The sequence below is a fragment of the Candidatus Manganitrophaceae bacterium genome (assembly GCA_012960925.1).
In the GTDB taxonomy this organism is placed as follows: domain Bacteria; phylum Nitrospirota; class Nitrospiria; order SBBL01; family JAADHI01; genus DUAG01.
In genome coordinates this window covers 20,256-40,725 of sequence record DUAG01000003.1, presented here as the reverse complement: position 1 = coordinate 40,725, position 20,470 = coordinate 20,256, and the positions used below count along the sequence as shown (strand labels likewise).

15 protein-coding genes are annotated in these 20,470 nt (G+C 48.0%); 2 read left to right on the top strand and 13 right to left on the bottom strand.

Features of this window, described 5'->3' with window-relative positions:
• Positions 1–62: 62 nt before the first annotated feature.
• The 11 genes from EYQ01_01005 to EYQ01_00955 all read right to left on the bottom strand — a co-directional run bounded on the left by EYQ01_01005 (position 63) and on the right by EYQ01_00955 (position 16,354).
• Complete coding sequence (locus EYQ01_01005) at positions 63–1,634, bottom strand: c-type cytochrome (protein HIE64394.1); 1,572 nt, start codon at positions 1,632–1,634, stop codon at positions 63–65.
• Positions 1,627–2,376 carry a cytochrome c gene (locus tag EYQ01_01000; protein HIE64393.1) on the bottom strand — a complete coding sequence of 250 codons (750 nt, stop codon included), beginning with the start codon at positions 2,374–2,376 and terminating at the stop codon, positions 1,627–1,629. Before EYQ01_01000 ends, EYQ01_01005 begins: the two co-directional genes overlap by 8 nt.
• A gap of 2 nt (positions 2,377–2,378) precedes the next feature.
• Positions 2,379–3,155 carry a c-type cytochrome gene (locus EYQ01_00995; protein HIE64392.1) on the bottom strand — a complete coding sequence of 259 codons (777 nt, stop codon included), beginning with the start codon at positions 3,153–3,155 and terminating at the stop codon, positions 2,379–2,381.
• A 46-nt stretch (positions 3,156–3,201) separates the two neighbouring features.
• Positions 3,202–5,685 (bottom strand): c-type cytochrome, encoded by a 2,484-nt coding sequence (locus tag EYQ01_00990; GenBank protein HIE64391.1) that lies wholly within the window; start codon positions 5,683–5,685, stop codon positions 3,202–3,204.
• Positions 5,686–5,697: 12 nt separating this feature from the next.
• Positions 5,698–7,512, bottom strand: coding sequence for an NADH dehydrogenase (locus tag EYQ01_00985; GenBank protein ID HIE64390.1), 1,815 nt, complete (start codon positions 7,510–7,512; stop codon positions 5,698–5,700).
• 146 nt (positions 7,513–7,658) lie between these two features.
• A complete protein-coding gene (locus tag EYQ01_00980; GenBank protein ID HIE64389.1) occupies positions 7,659–9,227 on the bottom strand; it encodes a monovalent cation/H+ antiporter subunit D family protein in 1,569 nt (522 codons plus the stop codon).
• Positions 9,228–9,311: 84 nt separating this feature from the next.
• The gene (locus tag EYQ01_00975; GenBank protein HIE64388.1) at positions 9,312–9,842 is read right to left on the bottom strand and encodes a cytochrome c; all 531 of its coding nucleotides are present in this window, start codon (positions 9,840–9,842) and stop codon (positions 9,312–9,314) included.
• Between the two features lie 60 nt (positions 9,843–9,902).
• Positions 9,903–11,060, bottom strand: coding sequence for a c-type cytochrome (locus tag EYQ01_00970; protein ID HIE64387.1), 1,158 nt, complete (start codon positions 11,058–11,060; stop codon positions 9,903–9,905).
• 441 nt (positions 11,061–11,501) lie between these two features.
• Positions 11,502–12,113 carry a hypothetical protein gene (locus EYQ01_00965; GenBank protein ID HIE64386.1) on the bottom strand — a complete coding sequence of 204 codons (612 nt, stop codon included), beginning with the start codon at positions 12,111–12,113 and terminating at the stop codon, positions 11,502–11,504.
• A 166-nt stretch (positions 12,114–12,279) separates the two neighbouring features.
• Positions 12,280–13,815 carry a cellulose biosynthesis protein BcsG gene (gene bcsG, locus EYQ01_00960; GenBank protein ID HIE64385.1) on the bottom strand — a complete coding sequence of 512 codons (1,536 nt, stop codon included), beginning with the start codon at positions 13,813–13,815 and terminating at the stop codon, positions 12,280–12,282.
• A gap of 94 nt (positions 13,816–13,909) precedes the next feature.
• Complete coding sequence (locus tag EYQ01_00955; GenBank protein HIE64384.1) at positions 13,910–16,354, bottom strand: glycosyltransferase; 2,445 nt, start codon at positions 16,352–16,354, stop codon at positions 13,910–13,912.
• 236 nt (positions 16,355–16,590) lie between these two features.
• Here EYQ01_00955 and thiD point away from each other — a divergent pair, with 236 nt between their 5' ends.
• Positions 16,591–17,400 carry a bifunctional hydroxymethylpyrimidine kinase/phosphomethylpyrimidine kinase gene (thiD, locus tag EYQ01_00950; protein ID HIE64383.1) on the top strand — a complete coding sequence of 270 codons (810 nt, stop codon included), beginning with the start codon at positions 16,591–16,593 and terminating at the stop codon, positions 17,398–17,400.
• A gap of 2 nt (positions 17,401–17,402) precedes the next feature.
• On the opposite strand, the gene EYQ01_00945 is transcribed toward thiD, so the two are convergent.
• Complete coding sequence (locus EYQ01_00945) at positions 17,403–19,331, bottom strand: TonB-dependent receptor (protein ID HIE64382.1); 1,929 nt, start codon at positions 19,329–19,331, stop codon at positions 17,403–17,405.
• A 177-nt stretch (positions 19,332–19,508) separates the two neighbouring features.
• Positions 19,509–20,024, bottom strand: a complete 516-nt coding sequence (locus EYQ01_00940) for an N-acetyltransferase (GenBank protein ID HIE64381.1) — start codon at positions 20,022–20,024, stop codon at positions 19,509–19,511.
• 126 nt (positions 20,025–20,150) lie between these two features.
• On the opposite strand from EYQ01_00940, the gene EYQ01_00935 reads away from it, so the two are divergent.
• Complete coding sequence (locus EYQ01_00935; protein HIE64380.1) at positions 20,151–20,375, top strand: SHOCT domain-containing protein; 225 nt, start codon at positions 20,151–20,153, stop codon at positions 20,373–20,375.
• The last annotated feature ends 95 nt before the right edge of the window (positions 20,376–20,470 follow it).

Genomic DNA, 20,470 nt, shown 5'->3' with positions numbered 1-20,470 from the left:
GCTGCGCTTATAATGTCAACGCCCCACCCCGCTTTAAACTACCGGATTTCGGAATTTTCACCCTATCCCTTCCCGGATTTTTTATAATTCTTCTTCAACCATTTGACGAGAACAAACTGGATACCGAATACAAAGACCACAACGACCGGCGGGTAAAAATAGATCGTTTTATCAATTTCGGGTTCCATAAAAATAAAATACCACGGGGTAATGGACCGTCTTGAATCAGTCTCCCCATTCGTTCCGTCCATCGCAAAAAAAGCAATCGGATAAAACACGCCAACTTCAAATTGTATATCTTTTTCCTTGTCCGCAGTCTGCAATGCGCGCTTCATCACAACACGATATTGTCCATCCTTAAATACGCCTTGACCGGAAATATCCAATCCTTCCTGTGCCACCTCACTATTATTCCATACCCCGTTTGCATTCGTCTCGACGAGTCGATCCCCTTCCGAGACCCAGTTCCATAGATTCACGCCCAGTTTTTCATCCCCCATGATAAAATAGGGCTTTTTAACCCCACCCGGCTGGAGATGCTCAGGAAACTGTATTGCAACCTGATCTGTATAAGTAGTAATTTTCGCACCTGCCTTACTTGCCTTGCTTTTACTCCGATCATCCCACTTCAACATAAATCCAATTTCGGTCTCGTTAAAAAGTGATTTCACCGTAATGTCGGTTACTGTCGGTTTAAAGAGCCGCGTCTTAAATGAAATCTGCCCCATCATCGGAAACCAGTTTTCCTCTGTTTCCTCCCACAGCGGATCGTTCGGATCCGTTGGGATTGCCCCCTCAATAAGTCGTGCCTTGATCAGTGATCCTCCTTCGGGCTTCTTATCGGGTGAAAGCGATCGGACAAAATTTGCCAAATCCCAGCTCTTTTCATTGTCGAGTTTCGCCGCAAATGAAGGCATCGGGGTTCCATTAATCCCGGTGTTGACCCGCATATAGATATCTTTCGCCTCACCACCTCCCCGAAACAGCCAGTTCTTATTCAGATTCCTGGGGTAGACCGGATCACCGCGGTGGTTTTTCAAAAAGAGTGCTGTGGGTCCATCACCCCGGCCTTCTGCTCCATGGCAAATAGTACAACCCAATGAAGTAAATTGCTTCTTCCCTCTATCAATACTCTCCGCACTAGAAGGGATGAGCTCACCCACCGTAACAACGTGCGGCGCCTCTGTCTGCTCGTCCCATTTCGTTGAAAAGGTCTTGATGTACTTGATGACCTGCCTTCGCTTCTTTTCATTTAAAATATCTGCCCAATCGGGCATTCCCGTACCCGGGAGTCCATGCGTGACCACTTTAAAAAGATCGTCATCTGTCGGCATATCCCCCCGCGGAGTCGTTCGATACTTGAACTCCCCTTTTTTAAAACTTCTTGGCTTCGGCTGAAAGAGGTCTGCGGCAGGTCCATCTCCATCGCCCTCAATCCCGTGACAGGAAATACATCGTTTTTCGTAAATCTTCTTCCCGGCAGCCATATCATCCCCAGGAAGATCTTCCTCCTCAGCAGACTGAGAGGCAGATCCATCCTCCTCGTCCGCGTAGACGAAGTCTCCCAAACCCAGCCCAAACGTAACCAGTAGCAAGAAAATATATCCTGTTCTTTTTATTAACAGATTACTCATCTGCCTCTAACTCCCAGGTTCTTGGTTTCCATCCGGTATAATCATACAAAAACATAATGACCTTCCATCGTTCCTCTTCTGATAAAATCAATTCCCATCTCGGCATTGCAGAATCCCAGGGGGTTGCCTCTTCAGGAAGCCCAATTCCTCCCGTCTTGACCCGCCAGAAGACAAAAGATTCCATCAGCATGGAGATCGTGGTTGGATCTGCAAAATTGGCGGGTTTAACATTCAAGGCATGGGCAAAGAAACCCTTTCCATCCAGTTTGTCGCCATGACAGAAAACACAATTACGATAAAAAACCTCTCTCCCCTCCTGGACATACTTCTCATGATTTGCTTCATCCTCCCTATAAGGATTCACGAAGCCTGCAGCCGACCCCGGAGGCGCAGGATGAATGACACGCTGCGGAAAGGGAGGCTCAAAATTAGGTTTCACACTCTCATAGGTACGAAAACCAAAAAACAGGGGGATCATGATCAAAACAGCAACCCGGCTCATCTTCCGACCCGGTTTATCCTCTTCATCACCTCGAATAAACTCGGTAATGGGGATATAAAAACTCCCGAAGTCATCTTCATAGATGGACACATAGAGCAAGATTGAGATGGTGACCAGTATCATATACATTGCAATGACACTGGATGGAAGCGGACTTGTAAACATCGGAATACCGACCTTGATGAAAAGGTAGATTGTAAATTCAAGCGTTGCGGCTTTAGCGATCAGTGGCATTTTCATTCCTATACCCCCTCGTCCTCAGCATTACGATCTTCTTCATCCGGAACGTCATTTTCTGCTGATGCCGATTTGAGCGTGCTTATATAAAGTGAAATCGCAAAAGCATCCTCGTCGTTTAAGTCTAAGTTGGCCATTCTTGTTTTCGGCTTGAATGACTGGGGATTCAGTATCCAACGAAAGATAAATTGCGTCTGGAGCATAAACCCGGCCCCCGACAAATCAGGCCCTAACTCCCCACCTTCCCCATGAACCCTGTGACAGGCATTACATCCCACCTCAGCGTAGATCTCTTCCCCCAACACCACCTGCTCCTGAAAAGTATCTTCATCCGGAGCCAGGGCCTCAAGAAGATCATAAAACTTTTTTTCTCGAACCTTGGGATATCGTAAGCGTTTTTTCTCGAATAACGGTTCCTCAGAATCAGGCTTTGTGAAGGCAATTTCAATGGCCTCATTGGGATGAAGCGTCCGAACAAAGGCAACAAGCGACCAGAGCTCTTCCTCTGAAAAAACCTTTCCCCAAACCGGCATCCCCCCTGAGAGATCAACGCCGTAGCCACCAACCTGAAGCACCTCATAGATTTCGTCATTTGAGAGCTTGGCCATATAATCCTCATCGCCATCGGTCAAATCTCGAGGAACTGGGTCAAGATTGTTCGCATTGTATCCCTTCCCATCCCCATCCTCTCCATGACAGGCTGAGCAATAGCGACTAAAGATTTTATGCCCTTTGGCGACATGTTCATCCTCACAACCCGCCAAGACGAGCATAAAAACCATTAAGAAGAAGACAATTATCCTGTTTTTCTTATGCTCAATTCGCAATCTATTCTTCACCTATTCTTGAATTCGCCACAATAAAATGTTTATTTTTTTCTGATGATTCCCCATGAATCATTGCCAACTCTTCCGAGGCTTCCTCAGATTCTTCCTCAATCAATTCCGCAGGCTCCACCTCAGGGATCACATCGTGCATTTCCAATGCCGGGCCATCTGCCAACCAAGCCAAATCCTCAGGCGTCACTGTTACTTTTCCGCCATTGCTCTGAACAAAGGCAATTATAGTAATAAGTTCCTCTTCTGTGAGCCCAATGGGCGGTTTATTGATGGCAGGCATTTGCGCTGAGAAACTCACCGGAAGTGCTGTAGTGAAGTCCAGTTTTACATAGGCATCGGGTTTTGTCAGCGTCTCATAGATAAATTCGCGTGTTAGTCGCGCCCCCACGCCCGACAAATTAGGACAGCGTCCCGCGCCCGCCCCGATTGCATGACAAAGGGCGCACTGTCCCTTGCTGTAGAAAATATCCTGACCAATTTGAACCATATCTGCCTTGGTTTTGATCTTTGTAAGATCCAACCCCTTCTTTTCAGGAGGGAACCCGATCTTTTGCGGGACCTGATAGCCAACATAGCTGTATGCAAACAAAAACAGGCCCACAACAAGTGATACCTTTGTAATAACATACTTTCCACCCCCCTGTGGAATACTTGGGCGCTCTTTAGGTCTATCGCTGAAGAGCTCGGTAAACCACATAAAGACTGGGGCCAGAAAAAAGTATCGTGTTGAAAAGCGATTATGGCGAATTGTATGCGAGGTCCAAAAGACAATGCCGACCAATATGCAGAAGATCGCGGTGGACAAGACAAAAAGGAAGGAAGCAAGCCCGAGTGTCGGCGTATAGGCATATGGAGAGGTATCTTCCAATACGCCGTAGATATGCCAATGGACCCGCGAAGCGGAGCGGGCATAGCCCATCAGGGCCATGGTCAACACCACAAAAACGGCATTGATCACCAAGGCATATTGAGAGCGCGCCGGCATTACCCCCCACTTCATCTTATGGGTCAGCTTTGCAGACTTCAATGAGAGTGCGGTGAGGGGCGTAATTGTAAAAAGACAAAAGAGCACCGCCAGGACCTGGGCTACCGAAAGGACATTCACGCGATAAACAGAGGGAACAAAATAACCATAAACCCCCAACCAGATAATGACAATCACTGCCGAGGTGAGGAGAAGAACTGTGAAAATATTTGCCCATTTCCCCCACTTTACGGTAATGACCTTATCGGCTCGCCAGTAGAGCAGAAAACAGACGAAGGTTGTTAGAATCATTAGATTGACAACCGTTAACTTTGCCGACATCACGCCAAAGACACCCAGTAAAGGATGATGTGCCCCCCCCATCGCCCTGGCTTCCGAGACACTGGCCACAAGAGAATGCGGTGTGAGCCAGACAGAAAAAGAAGCCACCAGTACAACCAGCATAATGATGATCGGCTTCTTGTATTTCGGCGCAGAATGCGTTCGATAGGCAATCCCCTGCCAGAAATAATAATTTGACCCGACAAAAAGAACACCGATCAGCACCGCCTGGAGGATGAATAGCCAGGACAAGATCCCTCCCATGAGCGTAATTCCCATTTGCTGGTTGTATTCATAGACTTCCCGCATCAGAAAATAACCCGCAAAAGGCATCGGAAGAAGGCCGAAGACGCCGATAAAATTCCCGATATAACCCATCCAGTCGTAATGCTCCCGCTCTTCCTGAGTCTTTGCGCCCAGATAAGCCACGCCCGCATAGGCCCCGCAGACAAATCCACCCAGGATCAGGTTCCCCACCACCCGGTGGATGATCACCGGAAGCCAGGTCGGGTTGTTGATTGCGGTCCAGGCCTTCGCCCAGGGACCCAAATCCGGATTCAGAACGACCGGACTGGCCTGAAAAGAAAGAAATCCGCTTGGCAGAATGACAAGCAATAGCCCCGCAATATTAAGCATGACCCCCCAGAAAAGATGAAGGCCTTTTCTGTTTTGCCACTTCTCCCAACGGTCCCAGTAGACATACACCGAAAGGGTCTCGTATAAGAAAAGGAAAACATAGACAAAATAGGTGGGCTTAAAAATATCTGCCATGGCCGTCATGAGGGTAGGGTAGAAGACGAGCAGCGAAAAAAGAAAGAGAATCCCGACCATGGCCGTCGTCGCAAAACAGGCAACAATCAAATCCATAAACTCCAGGGCCAGGCGATCGTAGCGTTTCTCCTTTGTCATGATGCCGATCACCTCGATGGTGATAATAAACATCGGCACACCCAAGACAAAGGCCCCGAACAGGATATGGACCTGGGACAACACCCAGATAAGGTTTCGACTGCCAATGCCTGGAATATCCCGATAAACAGATTCGACGGTCTCGGCAAAGAGAGCGGTGGCCGGGATGAAGAGCAGAATCATGAAAAGAAGACTTCCCCATAGAATGGGTTGTTTAATCCCTTTTTTTACATTCATGACATCCTCGCTTTTGGACACATTTGAAGATCCTCAAAATTGTTTATCTTCGAAGGGGGTTGACCACGGATTGGTTAACCACTTCAGCCCCTTCGTCGCATAATACTCAAAGGTTAAATATCTTGGAATTTTGAGATGGAACCAGCCAAATTTCAACCCGCAATACATGACAACACTGCCGAGAATAACGGCCTGGGTCGTCCCAACAAGATTATGCAAAACATCGGAAAACGTCCCCGCCCTGGGGTAAAGAATCGCCAAGCCGGAAGTTTGTGTCTTGATATCGTACAAGAGTTGATAGGCATGAGAATTCGGGTCAAAACCGAAAGAGGCCAAGGCAGGGCCGATCGTACTTTCCAGAAGGAAATTCGGGAATACCCCGATCAATACAATTGCCGCAGCCAGGAGCCCGAGAGAGATCTTCATTGACATGGGTTCTGACTCTACATTGTCATATTCCTTGGGACGCTTCCCAAGCATTGTCAACTTAAAGAACTTCATGTTTGACGCGAAGGTGCCAGCCGCTGTGATAATAAACATCACCTCAGCAAATTTAAGGTAAGGGTCATGACTGTGTTCATAGGCCTCTAAAATTGCGTGATGGATGATGGTCTTGCTGGCAAAGCCGTTAAAGAATGGGATGCCGGAGATTCCACAGGCGCCAATAAACAGAAAGACCGCCCCCAGGGGCATATTTCGCCACAAGCCCCCATACTTATACATGTCCTGCTTGTGAAGCCTGAAATAGACTGCCCCACCTCCCAGCAGAAGCGCAACCTTGAAGAGGGCATGGTTTACAATGTGGTAGAGAGCGCCTGCAACCCCCATCGCTCCGTCTCGACCAAGATAAGCCGCACACCCGATCCCCATCATAATGTAGCCCATCTGGCTGACACTATGCAAGGCAAGCATCCTCTTATAATCAGCAGTAATCAGGGCGGATATCACGGCGGTGAACATTGTTATCACCCCGACAAATATCATCACATATCCGATGTTGCTCAAGGTAAGCCATTCTGAAATCAAATCCCCCTGGGGCAGGAAAAGAAGATTGACCGTCAGGAATATCCCATAGGCCCCGGCCTTGATCATGGCCCCCGAGAGGAGCGCGTGTCCTGGCGAAGGGGCAACCGGATGGGCCTCTGCTAGCCAGAAATGCTCAATAAAGAGACCGGCCTTCCCGCCAAATCCAACAACCATCAAAGCCGCAATCTGAAATTTAACCCCACTGCCCATTAACTGAGAAACCTCTGCCGAGACCGATTCGATCACCAAGGTTCCAGTGTAGCTGTTTAAGAGAACAAGTCCCGACAGCAAGGCAAGGCTGGTGGCGACCCCGACATAAAAATAGAGGTTCGCTCCTCTGATGGCAGGGACATCCTCCCTGTGGGCGATTAAAGGATAAGGAAGAATCAGGAGTCCTTCAAAAAAGATAAAAAGTGTAATAAAGTCGCCGGCGATCAAGACCCCGAGATTGGCGCTCAGCGTAAGGAGAGAGAAGAAGTCAAAACGAAGTCGGCGTCCCGGCTTACTGTCCTGAGCCTGGGTCATATCTGAGATGGCAAAAATATGAGCAACAATCCAAAGAAATGAGGTCACGAGAGCAATAATCAATCCCGCCGGACGAACCCTAAGGCTCATGTCCATACCGGGGATCCAGGTAAACGGAAACTCCACCCCTCCCGAAACAGCTCCCTTGTGAAGACTTAGAAGCAGCACAAAGGGAATGATGGTTGCTCCGAGGCAAATCCAATTTCTATAGTTGTCGTTCTTCGGCCGGATCAGCAAGGTAAACGCGGCAAGAACGGGAACCAGTATGACTAAAAACGGGACGATGGATGTCTCCAACTATCTGCTCCTCATGGGTGTGCAGCCTGAACCAAGCATGCGATTATTTTCAACATCCCAAAGGATTCCGGAACAAAAGAAAGGCTTACGGGACCCAAACGACAAACAGTCCGAAATAAAGTGACTCTCTAAAAATTGGATCATACTCATTGCAACATGACCCCAACAAACTGCAATACCACTTCAGGAAATATCCCCAGGAGCAACGAAACCACTGCGGTGATGCACAGTGGGACAACAACAAACAAGGGCGATTCCTGAATATCAAACATTTTGGTTTCTTTTTGAATATCCGCAGCTGCAGCACCCACACTCTGCGGCATCAGAACGGGTCCTGACTGCGGGACCAGAACATCATCCCCCTTACCTTCATCCTCTTGATGCCTAAAAAAACTATTCATCACAATCGGGACAAAGTAGAAGGCATTTAAGAGCGCACTTGTTGCCAGGACCATTAGTGCCCAGAACTCTTTTGCCTCTGTGGCACCGACCATCAGGTACCATTTGCTCACAAATCCACCCGCAGGGGGGATGCCAACCATACTGAGCGTTGCAAGCGCAAACGCAGCCATCGTCCAGGGCATCTTCCGGGCAATGCCGTGCATTTGAGAAACATGTGTCTTTTTCGTCGCCACATAAATCGAACCCGCGCAGAAGAAAAGAGTAATTTTTGCAAAGGCATGCATAGCGATATGCATAATACCGCCGGATAAACCGCTGGGGGTCAGGAGCGCTCCCCCAAGGACCATGTAGGAGAGTTGGCTCACAGTAGAATAGGCAATTCGCTCTTTCAAGTTATCCGCCCTCATACAATAGATTGAGGCCATGATGATTGTAATGGACGCGATCACTGCGGTAATCTCCCCTAAACTCCACGACCCGATATGCAGCAACCGGACTAAATCGATGCCAAAAATATTGATGATCACGCGTAAAACACAAAACGCTCCTGTATTCACAACCGCAACAGCGTGAAGCAAGGCACTAACCGGTGTGGGCGCCACCATGGAAGCCGGCAGCCAGGAGTGAAGAGGCATGAAGGCCACCTTTCCAATGCCGGCCAGGAAACAAATATAGATCCCCACCAACAAAGCCTTGTCGGCCTCAGGTGGGATGATGCCGTTTGCTGTAAAATCAACCGAACCGGCAAAATAGTAGACTCCCAGAATGGCCGGGATCAGAAAGACCTTCGAGGTCCCCAAAAGATAGGCCAGGTATTTATTCCCTTTTTCCCAGGCATCTTCGGTTTCATGGTGAGCAACCAGGGGATAGGTGAAGAAGGTAATCAATTCGTAAAAGAGGAAGAGAGTGAACCAGTTGTTCGAAAAAGCCGCCCCTAATGTAGCAAAGAGGGTCACCGCAAAACAGTAATAGAAGCGAGTTTGCGAACGTTCATTGAGGCTTCGCATATAGCCGATGGAATAAAATGAGGTGAGAACCCAGGTCACGGAGGCAACGAGTCCGAAAATAAGCCCCAGGCCGTCAACCCGAAATCCAATTGGAACGCTCGGCCAGAAACCCCAGACCACATAGTGAAGCGTATTCCCCTCAAGAATCGGAGAAATCATAGTGAGAACGGCAAACAACATCAGAAAGGACGTTACCAGCGTACACCCGTCCCTGAGGTTCTGCTTTTTCCGGGCCAGAATAATCGCCACAGATCCGATCAAAGGGATCATCACAGCAATAAAGGGTTTAATTGACTCTATTTCCATGGTTCGTCTTATCTTCCCGGATTAAAATTCACTAAGAAAATGCTTTCACCCCCTCGAAGGAAGGCCAGACCCTGCATCAAGCGATTACTTCTCAAACGTATGCTCAATCTCTTTATGGTCATGAACAGCCGGCTTATTTCCGTGCGACCAGGTGTGTTCGTAGGCGACGGTCTTCCAGATTTCCTCATCAGTAAGCTCTTTTTTCCATGCCGGCATCGCTGTCTTCTTGACACCCTCAGCTATCCTCCAGAACCAATAGGACTCAGAAAAGCGGTTCATCCTCTTTCCAACGCGAAAATCGCGTGCACCCCTTTTTTTCGGGCGATCTTTCTTCTTGTTAATGGCATGACATGTCGCACAACCGTCTTTCGCGACCTTCTTCTTTCTCTTATAGATATACTCTATTCGGTGCGTCTCAAAAATCTTTTTTCCCTCAGCAATAATCTTTGCATCCGTCCACCAACCGCTTGGCATCTTCTTGCTTGCATAGGCCTTCGGGACCGGCTTTAAGGGCTTATCGTCATCGTCTTTTTTGGCAAAAGCTGATCCTTGATCCAAGATCAAACCAACCACTAACACAGCAACAAACAGAACAAGAGTCTTCCTCGCCATCATCCTCCCTTTCTAAAGAGATTTATACCCTTACCTTCTTTTCAAAACAGCTCCGGATGAAGATTATTCCGGGTCGGCAGAAGAGGGGTTCGGGTTACGATCTTCCCTCAACAGCGCACTATTAAATGAATCGATCCTGTGACATCCTTTACAGTTTTTTGATGCGACAATCTTTTTCCCTTTTGCAAGCAATTCCGCACTTGCCGGAGTCCTGCCAGCAACGGTTGCCGTCCTGGGGGATTCGTCACTGAAACTATAGAGATACGCCAAAATCGCGCGAACCTCCTTGTCCGGCATACGAAAATTCGGCATCGGGGTATCCGGGCGGATGGCCTGAGGATGCTTAATCCAATAGAACAACCATTCAGGCTGTATCCGCTTCATCGCATCAGACAAGACCGGGCCGACCACGCCTCCCTCACCGTCAGAGGTCTTTTTATGGCAGCCATCGCAGGCATACTCATCTGTATAGAGGAACTCTCCCTCTTCTATCTCTGCCGGTTCGGACGAATCCCACCCGCGCAAGACATTCGGCGAAATGCCTTCATCTTTCAGCGTCATCATGTACGCGACAACAGCTGCAAGCTCCTCGTCCGAGAAGAAAAAGTTCGGCATCTTTGCCTTTGTGAGAGGCATAAAACCAATTGGACGAATCCGGTCCGGTTTTTTAAGGAATTCGGTCAACCACTCTGGCTTCAACTTACTTCCCTCGTGACCAATGTTCGGGGCAATCGGAGTGAGCAGATTGGTCTCTTTCGCATGGCATACAGCACACTCTCCCTTGCCCTTTTTCCCAAGATCAGGAAGACGGATGGGCTTGACCTCCCCTCTCCCCTTCTCTTCCGATAAAGTTCGTATATACGCAACCAGACTGTGCATCTGATTCTCCGTAAATACACCTCCCCAGGGGGGCATGTAGTAGGAGATATCCACGGCAGCACCGCCCCCGTCAATCACCTCATAAATCTCCCCATCATCATATTTATCGAACTCCGGCGTGGTTAGATCGGTCGGATGAACATCACCCAAGTGGTCTGCATTGATGCCATTTCCTTTCCCGGAATTTCCATGGCATACAGCACAGTAGTGGCGATAGAGGTGCTTCCCTATGGTTGGATTAATTTTTGATTCAGACTCGAGTGCTCTGGCTGAAGGCACAGCAAATGCCAAAGACATCCCGAAAAAAACAAGAGAAGTGGCCATCAACAAGGATGGCACCATACAGTTCTTTCCTTTTCTGTCCTGCAACCCTATTCCTCACCTAAAAAAGAGCTGATCCCCCCCCCTACTCCTCAGCCTTATGGCCCAAGAAGCAATCATGCGGGTTCATAACTAGTAACGAGTGAATTGGTGTTTGGCGTGGAAAGATATGACTGATGTACCCAAAATTACCGATTCAGAGAATATAAAAGTATCTTCAAATAAAACCCTCTCTCTAACAAGAAAAAAAGGTTAAAAAACTAATATTCTCCAATGATTTTTTGACTTATAGCATACGCTACAAACCTTGTCAACAGATTTTTGGGGATGGGCATTTGCTAAACTAGGCCCGGTTGAAAAAGACATGGATCAGACCAAGAAACAATCAGAATGGATGTCGGGCATCAAGGCTGATAGAAACCACCCTAATCTGCATGTCGGCAAATATTCGGTTTTCAATCGTTATAGGTTCCACCCGTGAAACCAGGTCATAAAATACTGAACCTTGTTCGAGGTTTCATTAATCTCCGGAAATTTCTCCTTGAGATAGCTCACCCCAACCCTAAACGGAGACTTCCTGAACTCCAACCCAACGGCATGACTATGAGTATTATAAAAACGCTTGTTCCGGTCACGAACCCGCCATCGGAATTCAACAAAGGTATTGAACGTAACCCCTCCCGGGAACACCACCCAATCAATCCCCTGATTGAGGTAACCCATCGAACCCGTACCAACCAAGCTGTCCTCATCATGAGAAAACCTTCCCCATGTCGAACCAGGTAAGCCTTTCACCGGATACATGAACCTCTGATTCAGTTCCCACCCGTAAAACAAGGTTGCAAAATACTGAACCTTATTTGATGTTTCATTAAGCTCCGGGAATCTCTCCCTGAGATAGTTCACCCCAAGCCTGAACGGAGACTTCCTAAACTCCAACCCAACGGCATGACTATAAACATTATAAAAACGCTTGTTTCGGTCACGAAACCGCCACCGGAACTCAGCAAAGGTATTGAACGTAACCCCTCCCGGCAACACCACCCAATCAACCCCCTGATTGAGGTAACCCATCGAACCCGTACCAACCAAGCTGTCCTCATCATGAGAAAACCTTCCCCATGTCGAACCAGGCAAGCTCTTAAATTCCAGAGCTTGCACCTCGAGAACAAAGGCAAATAATAAAGTGACTGAACAAAATATGCACCATCGTGTCATTCTTGGAATCGCTATTCCTCCCCTATCTGTCGGAAATTGCAATTCCTGGAAGCTTTACCCATTTTTTTTCTTTCCCGTAGAGGAAGTAGTCATCACCTTTTTTCACAAGTTTTCCCCGCTCGTTTTCAGTGACAAGATCGGTCTCCGGCAAGCTAAAGACGACCTCCCTTGATACCGACGATCCTGGCCGAAAGAACCCTTGCTCTAAAAAAGAAGCAAGAAGAAAAGAAATCGATAAATAGCTCGTCGGTTTCGATATGATTTCCTGACGAACTGATGTATCCTGAAAACTGCGTCCAATCAGTTTAATCCCCACTGGAACATTGGTTATGCGAGGCAATGGAAGATCCCGTAGACCTGATGCTTGGAGAGAATCGCCTTTTAGCCCGAGTCCATGCTCCGGGATAAATACCACCACAACATTTCGGCCTGATCTTGCGAGTAAATTGAAGAACCGCGTTAAATCAATAAAGAGCTTTTCGACATTCTCTTTATAATTTTCCACGCGATCTCGCTTCCACCATTCCTTCTCTCCAATCCAATGAGCACCGTCATGCAAACTAACGCCATTATAGTAGACTGCAGCACGATCTGAGCCCGACTCCTGCCTCATTTTCCACCACTTCTCCAACACTGTATAATCACTGAAGAGAGGAGAGGAGTCAAAATTGTATGCTTGAATGGGAAGATCAGTTGACGTGATCGGCTCATCAAGGTGTCCATAGGATTTTACATTGGCAGCAACTCCGCGGTATAATCCGTCGTGGTTGAGAGTAAAATATGTCTGATATCCCAACCCACGGAAGACGTCAAATAGGTAACACTCCGCCGGAACATCATTATAATAAAGGTTGCCATGCTGAAGCTGCCCGCAATTCCCCCGCAAGAGTCGGATCGCGGAAGGAGTACTGTATGTGGTCACCGTGTTAAAGCTCGTAAAAAGGTAATCAAATTTCTCCAGGAAAGAGTGCTCTTCCAGTCCAACCACCTTTAAATCATCCCAACCCAAAGAACATATATGTAGAATGACGATATCAAAATCGGGTTGCCCTCCTTTCGATCTTTCAAAACGGACGACCCTCGACGATTCTGACCGGGAAAATGTGTCGATATACCGGTCCAGTTCATCTTTTGGTTGTCCGAATTCAAGTACCGGAACAATTAAGAGAAAGACAAAAACTACCGGAGTTAACTGTACACGCTGCCGCACCAAAAAACACATGCTCAAGATAGAGGCGATGATCATGATTTCCCATAGATTGAAGAACCCCGAAAGAAATTGAAATATGTATTCCTTGGACGGCAACCGCTCATCCATAAGGAAGAGGAATGACTCCTTGAACGTCGGGAGCCATGAATCATGCCACAAAAGCAGCACACCGAAAACAACAGCAAGGGAATTCTTTCCAATGCTTAGAGGTCTATAATACTTCTTCTCCTTCTGTACACGTATCATCAGAAATATCGCTAAAGTAAGATTCCAGATGAAACTTATCCGGATAAACCCCCTAAAATACAAGTACCCTTTTGTTATAAAGTAGAATGACCAAAGACCCATAAATAACGGCTACCTCCCTAAAAACTCTTCGGTTTCAGATGACCAGAAAAGATGAACTTCCTCCTTTTTCCCCATACGAACCAGACTTATCCCATTATTTTATTGGCAAAAAGTCGAGATCTTTACTTTCCAGGAAGCGAATACCGTAGAGAATCTCAGTCTCTTTAGTCTTCTTTGATCGAACAATCTCACCCAGGATACTAAATACCAACTTACCACCTTTATATATTTGTACGATTACCTCTGTCGATAAAGTTTCATCCGTTGCCAAATGCACAGAAAGGCCAGTCGTGCTGATATCCTCCATAACACCCTCAAATACCTGCTCTTCTACAACCAATTTACAAACCATCCTCTCCCGGATACGGGAAGAAAAACGATGAATGATTTGTTGTTTTAGTAAGGGAATAAACGTCGAGGCAGCCAAGTGCCGAAAAGAGCGCCAGGTATTCGAAGTTGATTGATGAACCTCTTCCCAACTCGACGGGGAACTAAACATCTGCCGGATCAGACTTTGATGTTGCGTTTCAGAAACGTTCACAAAACCAACACAAATTTTGGAGACCCCCGAAGACAAAAGGTCGTTACGAACCGTCTTCCCTGTAATCTTAGTCAATTCTCCGAAATCGCTCCTCAAATGGACCACGACCTGTTCGGGGAGTGAAACGGGCCGGTCAACGATCATGGAGAGACCGGTCTCGCTCAAATCAGATGTTGTTCCTTTGAATGTCCTGGTGGAATACATCAATTCGCAGGATATCCGCCTGGGAAGCCGAGGCACTCGGCGTTTCTGTAGAGATCCTCGTGCAACAACAATAGCAGACCCAACAATCATAATATTATAGGCCGTCCAGACGAGGCTCCATAGAGTCACATTAGTATTGAGACTGTGAAACCAAAGTTGAAATACCCCCACTACAAGACCAACCGTTAGGAGAAACGACAGGAAAATATGAGGCATGACATAAGACCAGTCTAACTGGGGTTTCTCGACCCGTAACCCTTTTGGGGTAACATTAAAAACACTCTTCTTAGCGCTGAATATTGTTTCAATCGAGGTCCAACTAATGAAAAAACACATCACAGTCTCGTAAATATCCCCCCAAAAGGGGTTACGGAAGTTCTTACTTATTACATTGGAAGTCATCATCGATGCCACGTAGTAAGGGAAAAAATAGCTCAGCAGCATCGGCAAAGGGGCAATCAAAGGTGGAATGCCCAACAAAAGAAGAGAAAGAGGTGCAATCAAATACATTATCCTGGAAAACCCGTGGAGAAAAAAGAAGATTGAAGCAAAATAATTGATCCGCTGCATAAGGGTCAGTCCCCGTTTCCAGAGGGGGTTGTCCATAAGAGATACCTGAATACCCCCGCGGGTCCATCGCTGTCGTTGCTTAAGATAGTCTCGATAGCTCTCGGGTGACAATCCGGCGGCTAGGATCTTGTTCAGATAGACAGACCGGTAGCCTTTCGAATGAAGAACCATGCTAGTATGAAGATCTTCCGTCATGGTCAACGATTGGAAACCTTCGATCTCATCAAGCGCCGATCGGCGAAAGACACCCCCGGTTCCGGCGAAGAAACTTGAATTATAAGTATCCCGACCAGGCTGTATCACATAAAAAAAGAGATCTTGTTCGTTTACAATTTCACGTTCCAGCCTGAGATTCCGCTGAAAAGTGTCCGGATTATAAAAGTAATGAGGTGTCTGAACGAACGCAACCTTCTCGTCGTCGAAAAAACCGATCGTTTCTTTGACGAATGTCCTCACGGGAATGTGGTCACAATCCAGAACCACCACGTACTCTCCGGAAGATTGGCTTAAACCATGATTAAGATTTCCAGCCTTGGCATTTTTATTAGATGCACGGGTTACGTAGTTGCATCCTAAGCGCTCTGCAAGAGATTGAACTTCTTTACTCTGACCATCATCAAGGACATACACGTTTATTTTGTCGGAAGGGTAGTCCATGGACATACAACCAACCAGGGTCGGATACAAGATCTCTAGAGATTCATTATAAATAGTGATAAAGATGTCCACCGAGGGAAGGTCAGACTCCGCTTTCATAATAGGGACGCGATTTGTCGGTTTAGCGACTTGAATATAAAAAAGAACGGTTGCCAGAAAACCGTAAGCCTCAGCCAACAATAGGAGAAGACTTATCCCTAACCCCGTTCGGGTTTCAGTATTAAGCGTGTAAGTCCCTCTCCAATAGAAATACCGAAACCCCAAAATAATACCGAGTGCCCCGGTTGCCCATTTCGCACTGAATCGGAGCATTCGTATTCTCGGTAAAATAAGAACAAGTATCATAAATATTATTGATAGGGTGTAATCGGCCATCGATCCGATGAAAGGATTCATCTGGACTTCTGCAAGGATGGGAAGATTGGTTTTTACTTCAAAAAACCGAGAAATCTCATCCACGGACAGGCTTACTACTTGTGCAGGAGGAGAGTTGGCTATAAACACAGAAAGAATAGCCGAAAAAGAATAAAAAATAAAGAATTTGAGTAACTTATATAGATTCAACATATACGTCACACTATACCATAAAAGATCCTTTTTTTGGGGATTTTTCCCCCGTCACCGTCCAAATAACCGTCAAATTCCTTGCAAATAGGCTCGTCCTCCCATAAGATATGGCCAAACTCGGAGAAATAGGATGGTATCATTGTAAACTTCTCGATGGACGGTCATAGGAGATGTCTGATAGTAACCGTGATTTACAACAGATTCAGGCTCGCGATAAAACAAGCACTGAACAAAAGATGCGAGAAAAACTTCCGCAAGTTCTCACCATTGCCGGTTCCGATCCGAGCGGAGGGGCCGGAATTCAGGCGGATATCAAGACGATCCATGCCAATGGCGCCTATGCCCTGACCGTTCTGACATCAGTAACCGCCCAGAACACAGTGGAAGTAGCAAGCGCCCTCGACCTCCCCCTCAAAATCATTGAGGCTCAGGTGAAAGCAATTTTTGACGACTTCGATGTCGCTGCCGTCAAGACCGGCATGCTCTCTTCTAAGGGGATCGTGAAGCGGATCGCCCTTCTCTTAAGGAATCACAAGGCACGGAATTTGGTCATTGATCCCGTCATGATCTCCAAGAGCGGATACGCCCTTTTGAATCCGGAGGCCGTTCAAGTGATCAAGTCCGACCTTATCCCGCAAGCAATACTCGTGACACCGAACATTCATGAAGCGGAAACACTCACAGGAATGAAAATTAGAAAAGTCAGGGAGGCAGAAAAGGCAGCTCAGGCAATAATGAAACTTGGTTGTGGGGCCGTTTTGATCAAGGGAGGGCATCTCATGGAAGCACCTGGATGCGACGTTCTTTGTGATGGCAGAAAAACAACGCTCCTAGAGGGAGAATTTATCAAAACATCAAATACCCATGGGACCGGGTGTACCTACGCCTCGGCCATCGCAACCCATCTCGCACTGGGCAAACCCCTCATTGAGGCCGTCCGTGAGGCAAAGGCCTACATAACCGAGGCCATTCGTCATGGCCTTTCTCTCGGACATGGCCATGGTCCGACCGATCATTTCTATTTTTTAAAGCGCCCCGGTTCATGACCTCATAATCTCGCCCGCAGACCAACGCGCGGGTATATTCCCGGTGCCGGGAACCCGATGGCCTCTTCATAGTCCGTATCCAGTAGATTGTCTATCGCCAGAAAAATGTTCCAGGTGGGGCTCGCTGTCCAGGTCATCGCAAGATTGATCCGGGTATATTCCTCTAAATCTCGATCTCCTTTTGGAATATACGAATCCGGCACCTTGCCCACATGAAGTGCATCCGCATTCACAACAAGGGATGATGCTGGACGCCACCGAACTGTGATGCCTCCCCGCCACTTTGGGCGGTTCCGGAGCGTCTCCTCAACACCCTTGATGTCTGTCTTGAGATAGGTCAAATGGGATGAAAGCTCAAGGCTTCGTCCCGCCTTGAAGCGAATGGCCCCTTCGAGGCCTTCTGTCGTGATCTCTGAGCGGTTAACCAGTTTTGGCACGGGTTCTTCCTCGAAATCAATTGCATTTTTGAATTGGTTGGAGAAGTAGGTCACACTAGAATCAACCGTCTCTTCCCGCAGCGTTTGAATGACTTCGACTTCCAGGCCACGACTCTTTTCCGGAACCAGATTTTCACCTGTTGCGCTTGCTCCAACAATAGGGTGACCCAAGGCAAAGAAACTGGGCAATTTAAATCCTTCTCCCCAGCTTGCATGGAGTCGTGTGTTCGTAGATGGAAGATTGGAAGAGAACTCGAAGCGTGGACTCAGCTCTGAGTTGAAAGCTTCCGGAAAATCCAGCCTTACCCCGGTTTGCAGTAATAGCCCTTCTGAAAATCGGTGCTGGGCTTCAGCAGTGAGGCCCCAGAGATCACGTTCAAGATCAAAACTCGTTGGGACCGTCACGGGTCCAAAGGACAGGCTCCCCTGACTGGAACCGGCCTCTGATTCTGCTTCTATTCCCACGCTGAAACGTAACCCTTCAGCCACCAGGAATTGGTTCTGCAGGCTCACATCATAACGGCGGTATTGATTGTCAGAGATATTCGGAGGGATACCGTCCCGTACTTCTCCGTCAGCGACCCCTGGAGAGTCGATCTCTTCTTGTCGATCATAATACCCGACACGCAGGGTGGCCTCCCATCTTGAGAGCGGCGCAGTGGAAAATTCGGTCCCGGCTGTCAATTCCCGGACATCACGCGTATCAGCATCGCGAAACTCGGAGAAGACTGGCCCGCCACTATCGTCAGGGAAGGCCTCAAGATGGCTGTCAGCGTAGCGAAACACCGAGCGCAGATCAGTGTCGTCGGAGAGAAGTAGGGCAAAATTAACATGGAAGGTCTTGCTTGAAAAACCGCTTCCTTCCACAGGATCACCGGCATCAAGCGTGGAGCCGCTCAGGGAATAATCAACCCGGTTCGACCTTCCCCGCATCTCAAGCAGGGTGCGATAGGAACCAAAGCGCCCCCCGGAGACTGTAAAGCTATTGAGCGGCCCAGAACCGCCGCGATGTATAATAATATTGATCACACCCGCCATGGCATCAGATCCGTACACCGAAGAGAGCGGACCCCGGACGATTTCGATCCGTTCGATACTGTCCACATTGAGCGTTGAAAAATCAAAAGAACCGCCACGGCTATTGGTCGGGTCGTTGACCTTGACCCCGTCGATGAGAACAAGGGTATAGTTTGGATCGCCGCCCCGCATATAGACCGAGCTTACGCTCCCGCGTCCCTCCGCCTGATCGATATGAAGACCCGGCACAGCCCGTAAGAGCGAGATGACGCTGTCTGCCTGCTGTGCGGCAATCTGTTCCGCTGTCAATACCGTCACACTGAGGGTACTTTGTGTCCGACCGCTTGGGATGAAGGTTCCGGTAACCACGACCGGCTCAAGCACAACAACAGATTCTAACTCTTTTGAGATCTCAGATTGTCCGGAAGCATTCGCGGCCAGGGCAAGGCAGGCGATCGACATAAACACCACCCTCATCAGGACTTCCCTCTCCGGGCATCGCCTTCTATGGGAACCTCTGAATAAGTCATGAATTGTTTTTTCAGGGCAAAAATGTCCCGCTTCTGCGTTCCAAATCTTGAAAATAGCAGGCTATTCTCTGCGATTCGCGTCTTGAATCGAAACATTTTATCTCCTGAAAAACTCAACCCAGACTTAATCAGATGTTCCTGTGGCATTTTCCTGTCTATCCTCCCGGCGACAAATCCCCGGTTTCCTCAAAACAAAGCGCTCCAGATCGACCAAGGGGCCTTTCGACCAAAGACGTGCCCGGACACAATCCTTCTTCTCCATTCCGGACTTTTCCAGAACCCGGAGGGAAGCCGCATTTTTTGGCAGGGACACCGCCTCGATGGTTTCGAGACCCATCTGATGAAGACCAAAGCTCAGGACCGCCTTGCAGGCCTCCGTCATATAACCCCGGCCCGTGTATTTGCTCATCAGAATAAATCCAAGTTCACCCAGTCGCGCCTCCCCCTCCCAGCGAATAAAACCGATCGACCCAATCGGCTCACCCGACTCCCTTATAAATATTCTCCAATTACTCGGAAGACCCGGAAGGGCCTGTTCCTGGGCAGACCCGTCGTCTAAAGAAAACAGGGGCTGAGCCACATCATCCGGCGCGGCAAGATAGAGTCGTTCTGTGGTCAACGGAGGCGGTCTCCACGACATTCAGGTTTGTCCTTCCCTTTAGATTCTGGCCCTTGCCTTATCTGAACAAGATACCCTACAATGCGAGTACCGCTAAACTGTAGCGCATTATAAAGCATAGCAAGCCATCGATTCCATACCATTGTGTTGAACCAGAGCCTTTACAAAATAATTCTGGGCGGACTGTTCGCTCTGTTGGTTGTCACCACGATCTGGGCAATTCGCGGAAGCAGAAAGACGGCTCCACGGCACCGATCCGGGGAGACACCACTCCCTGAAGGCGACCCGATGCTCTATCTTCAAGAGTTGCATGCCAGAGGAGAGATCAGCAAAGACGAGTACGAGGCACGCAAGAAACGCCTTGCCGTTTAACATCTAAACTCCGCTGTCAGACAGGCCACGACGTGCTGCACGGACCGACTAAAAACCTGTAGTTACCTCTTGAAAATTCGCTCTCTTTTCCTGTA

Excerpts from the sequence above, each read along its gene's own strand:
- EYQ01_01005 (HIE64394.1), bottom strand. The coding sequence starts at position 1,634 with ATGAGTAATCTGTTAATAAAAAGAACAGGATATATTTTCTTGCTACTG.
- EYQ01_01000 (HIE64393.1), bottom strand. The coding sequence starts at position 2,376 with ATGAAAATGCCACTGATCGCTAAAGCCGCAACGCTTGAATTTACAATC.
- EYQ01_00995 (HIE64392.1), bottom strand. The coding sequence starts at position 3,155 with ATGGTTTTTATGCTCGTCTTGGCGGGTTGTGAGGATGAACATGTCGCC.
- EYQ01_00980 (HIE64389.1), bottom strand. The coding sequence starts at position 9,227 with ATGGAAATAGAGTCAATTAAACCCTTTATTGCTGTGATGATCCCTTTG.
- EYQ01_00975 (HIE64388.1), bottom strand. The coding sequence starts at position 9,842 with ATGATGGCGAGGAAGACTCTTGTTCTGTTTGTTGCTGTGTTAGTGGTT.
- EYQ01_00970 (HIE64387.1), bottom strand. The coding sequence starts at position 11,060 with ATGGTGCCATCCTTGTTGATGGCCACTTCTCTTGTTTTTTTCGGGATG.
- EYQ01_00965 (HIE64386.1), bottom strand. The coding sequence starts at position 12,113 with ATGGGTTACCTCAATCAGGGGGTTGATTGGGTGGTGTTGCCGGGAGGG.
- bcsG (HIE64385.1), bottom strand. The coding sequence starts at position 13,815 with ATGGGTCTTTGGTCATTCTACTTTATAACAAAAGGGTACTTGTATTTT.
- EYQ01_00955 (HIE64384.1), bottom strand. The coding sequence starts at position 16,354 with ATGTTGAATCTATATAAGTTACTCAAATTCTTTATTTTTTATTCTTTT.
- thiD (HIE64383.1), top strand. The coding sequence starts at position 16,591 with ATGCGAGAAAAACTTCCGCAAGTTCTCACCATTGCCGGTTCCGATCCG.
- EYQ01_00945 (HIE64382.1), bottom strand. The coding sequence starts at position 19,331 with ATGAGGGTGGTGTTTATGTCGATCGCCTGCCTTGCCCTGGCCGCGAAT.
- EYQ01_00940 (HIE64381.1), bottom strand. The coding sequence starts at position 20,024 with ATGTCGTGGAGACCGCCTCCGTTGACCACAGAACGACTCTATCTTGCC.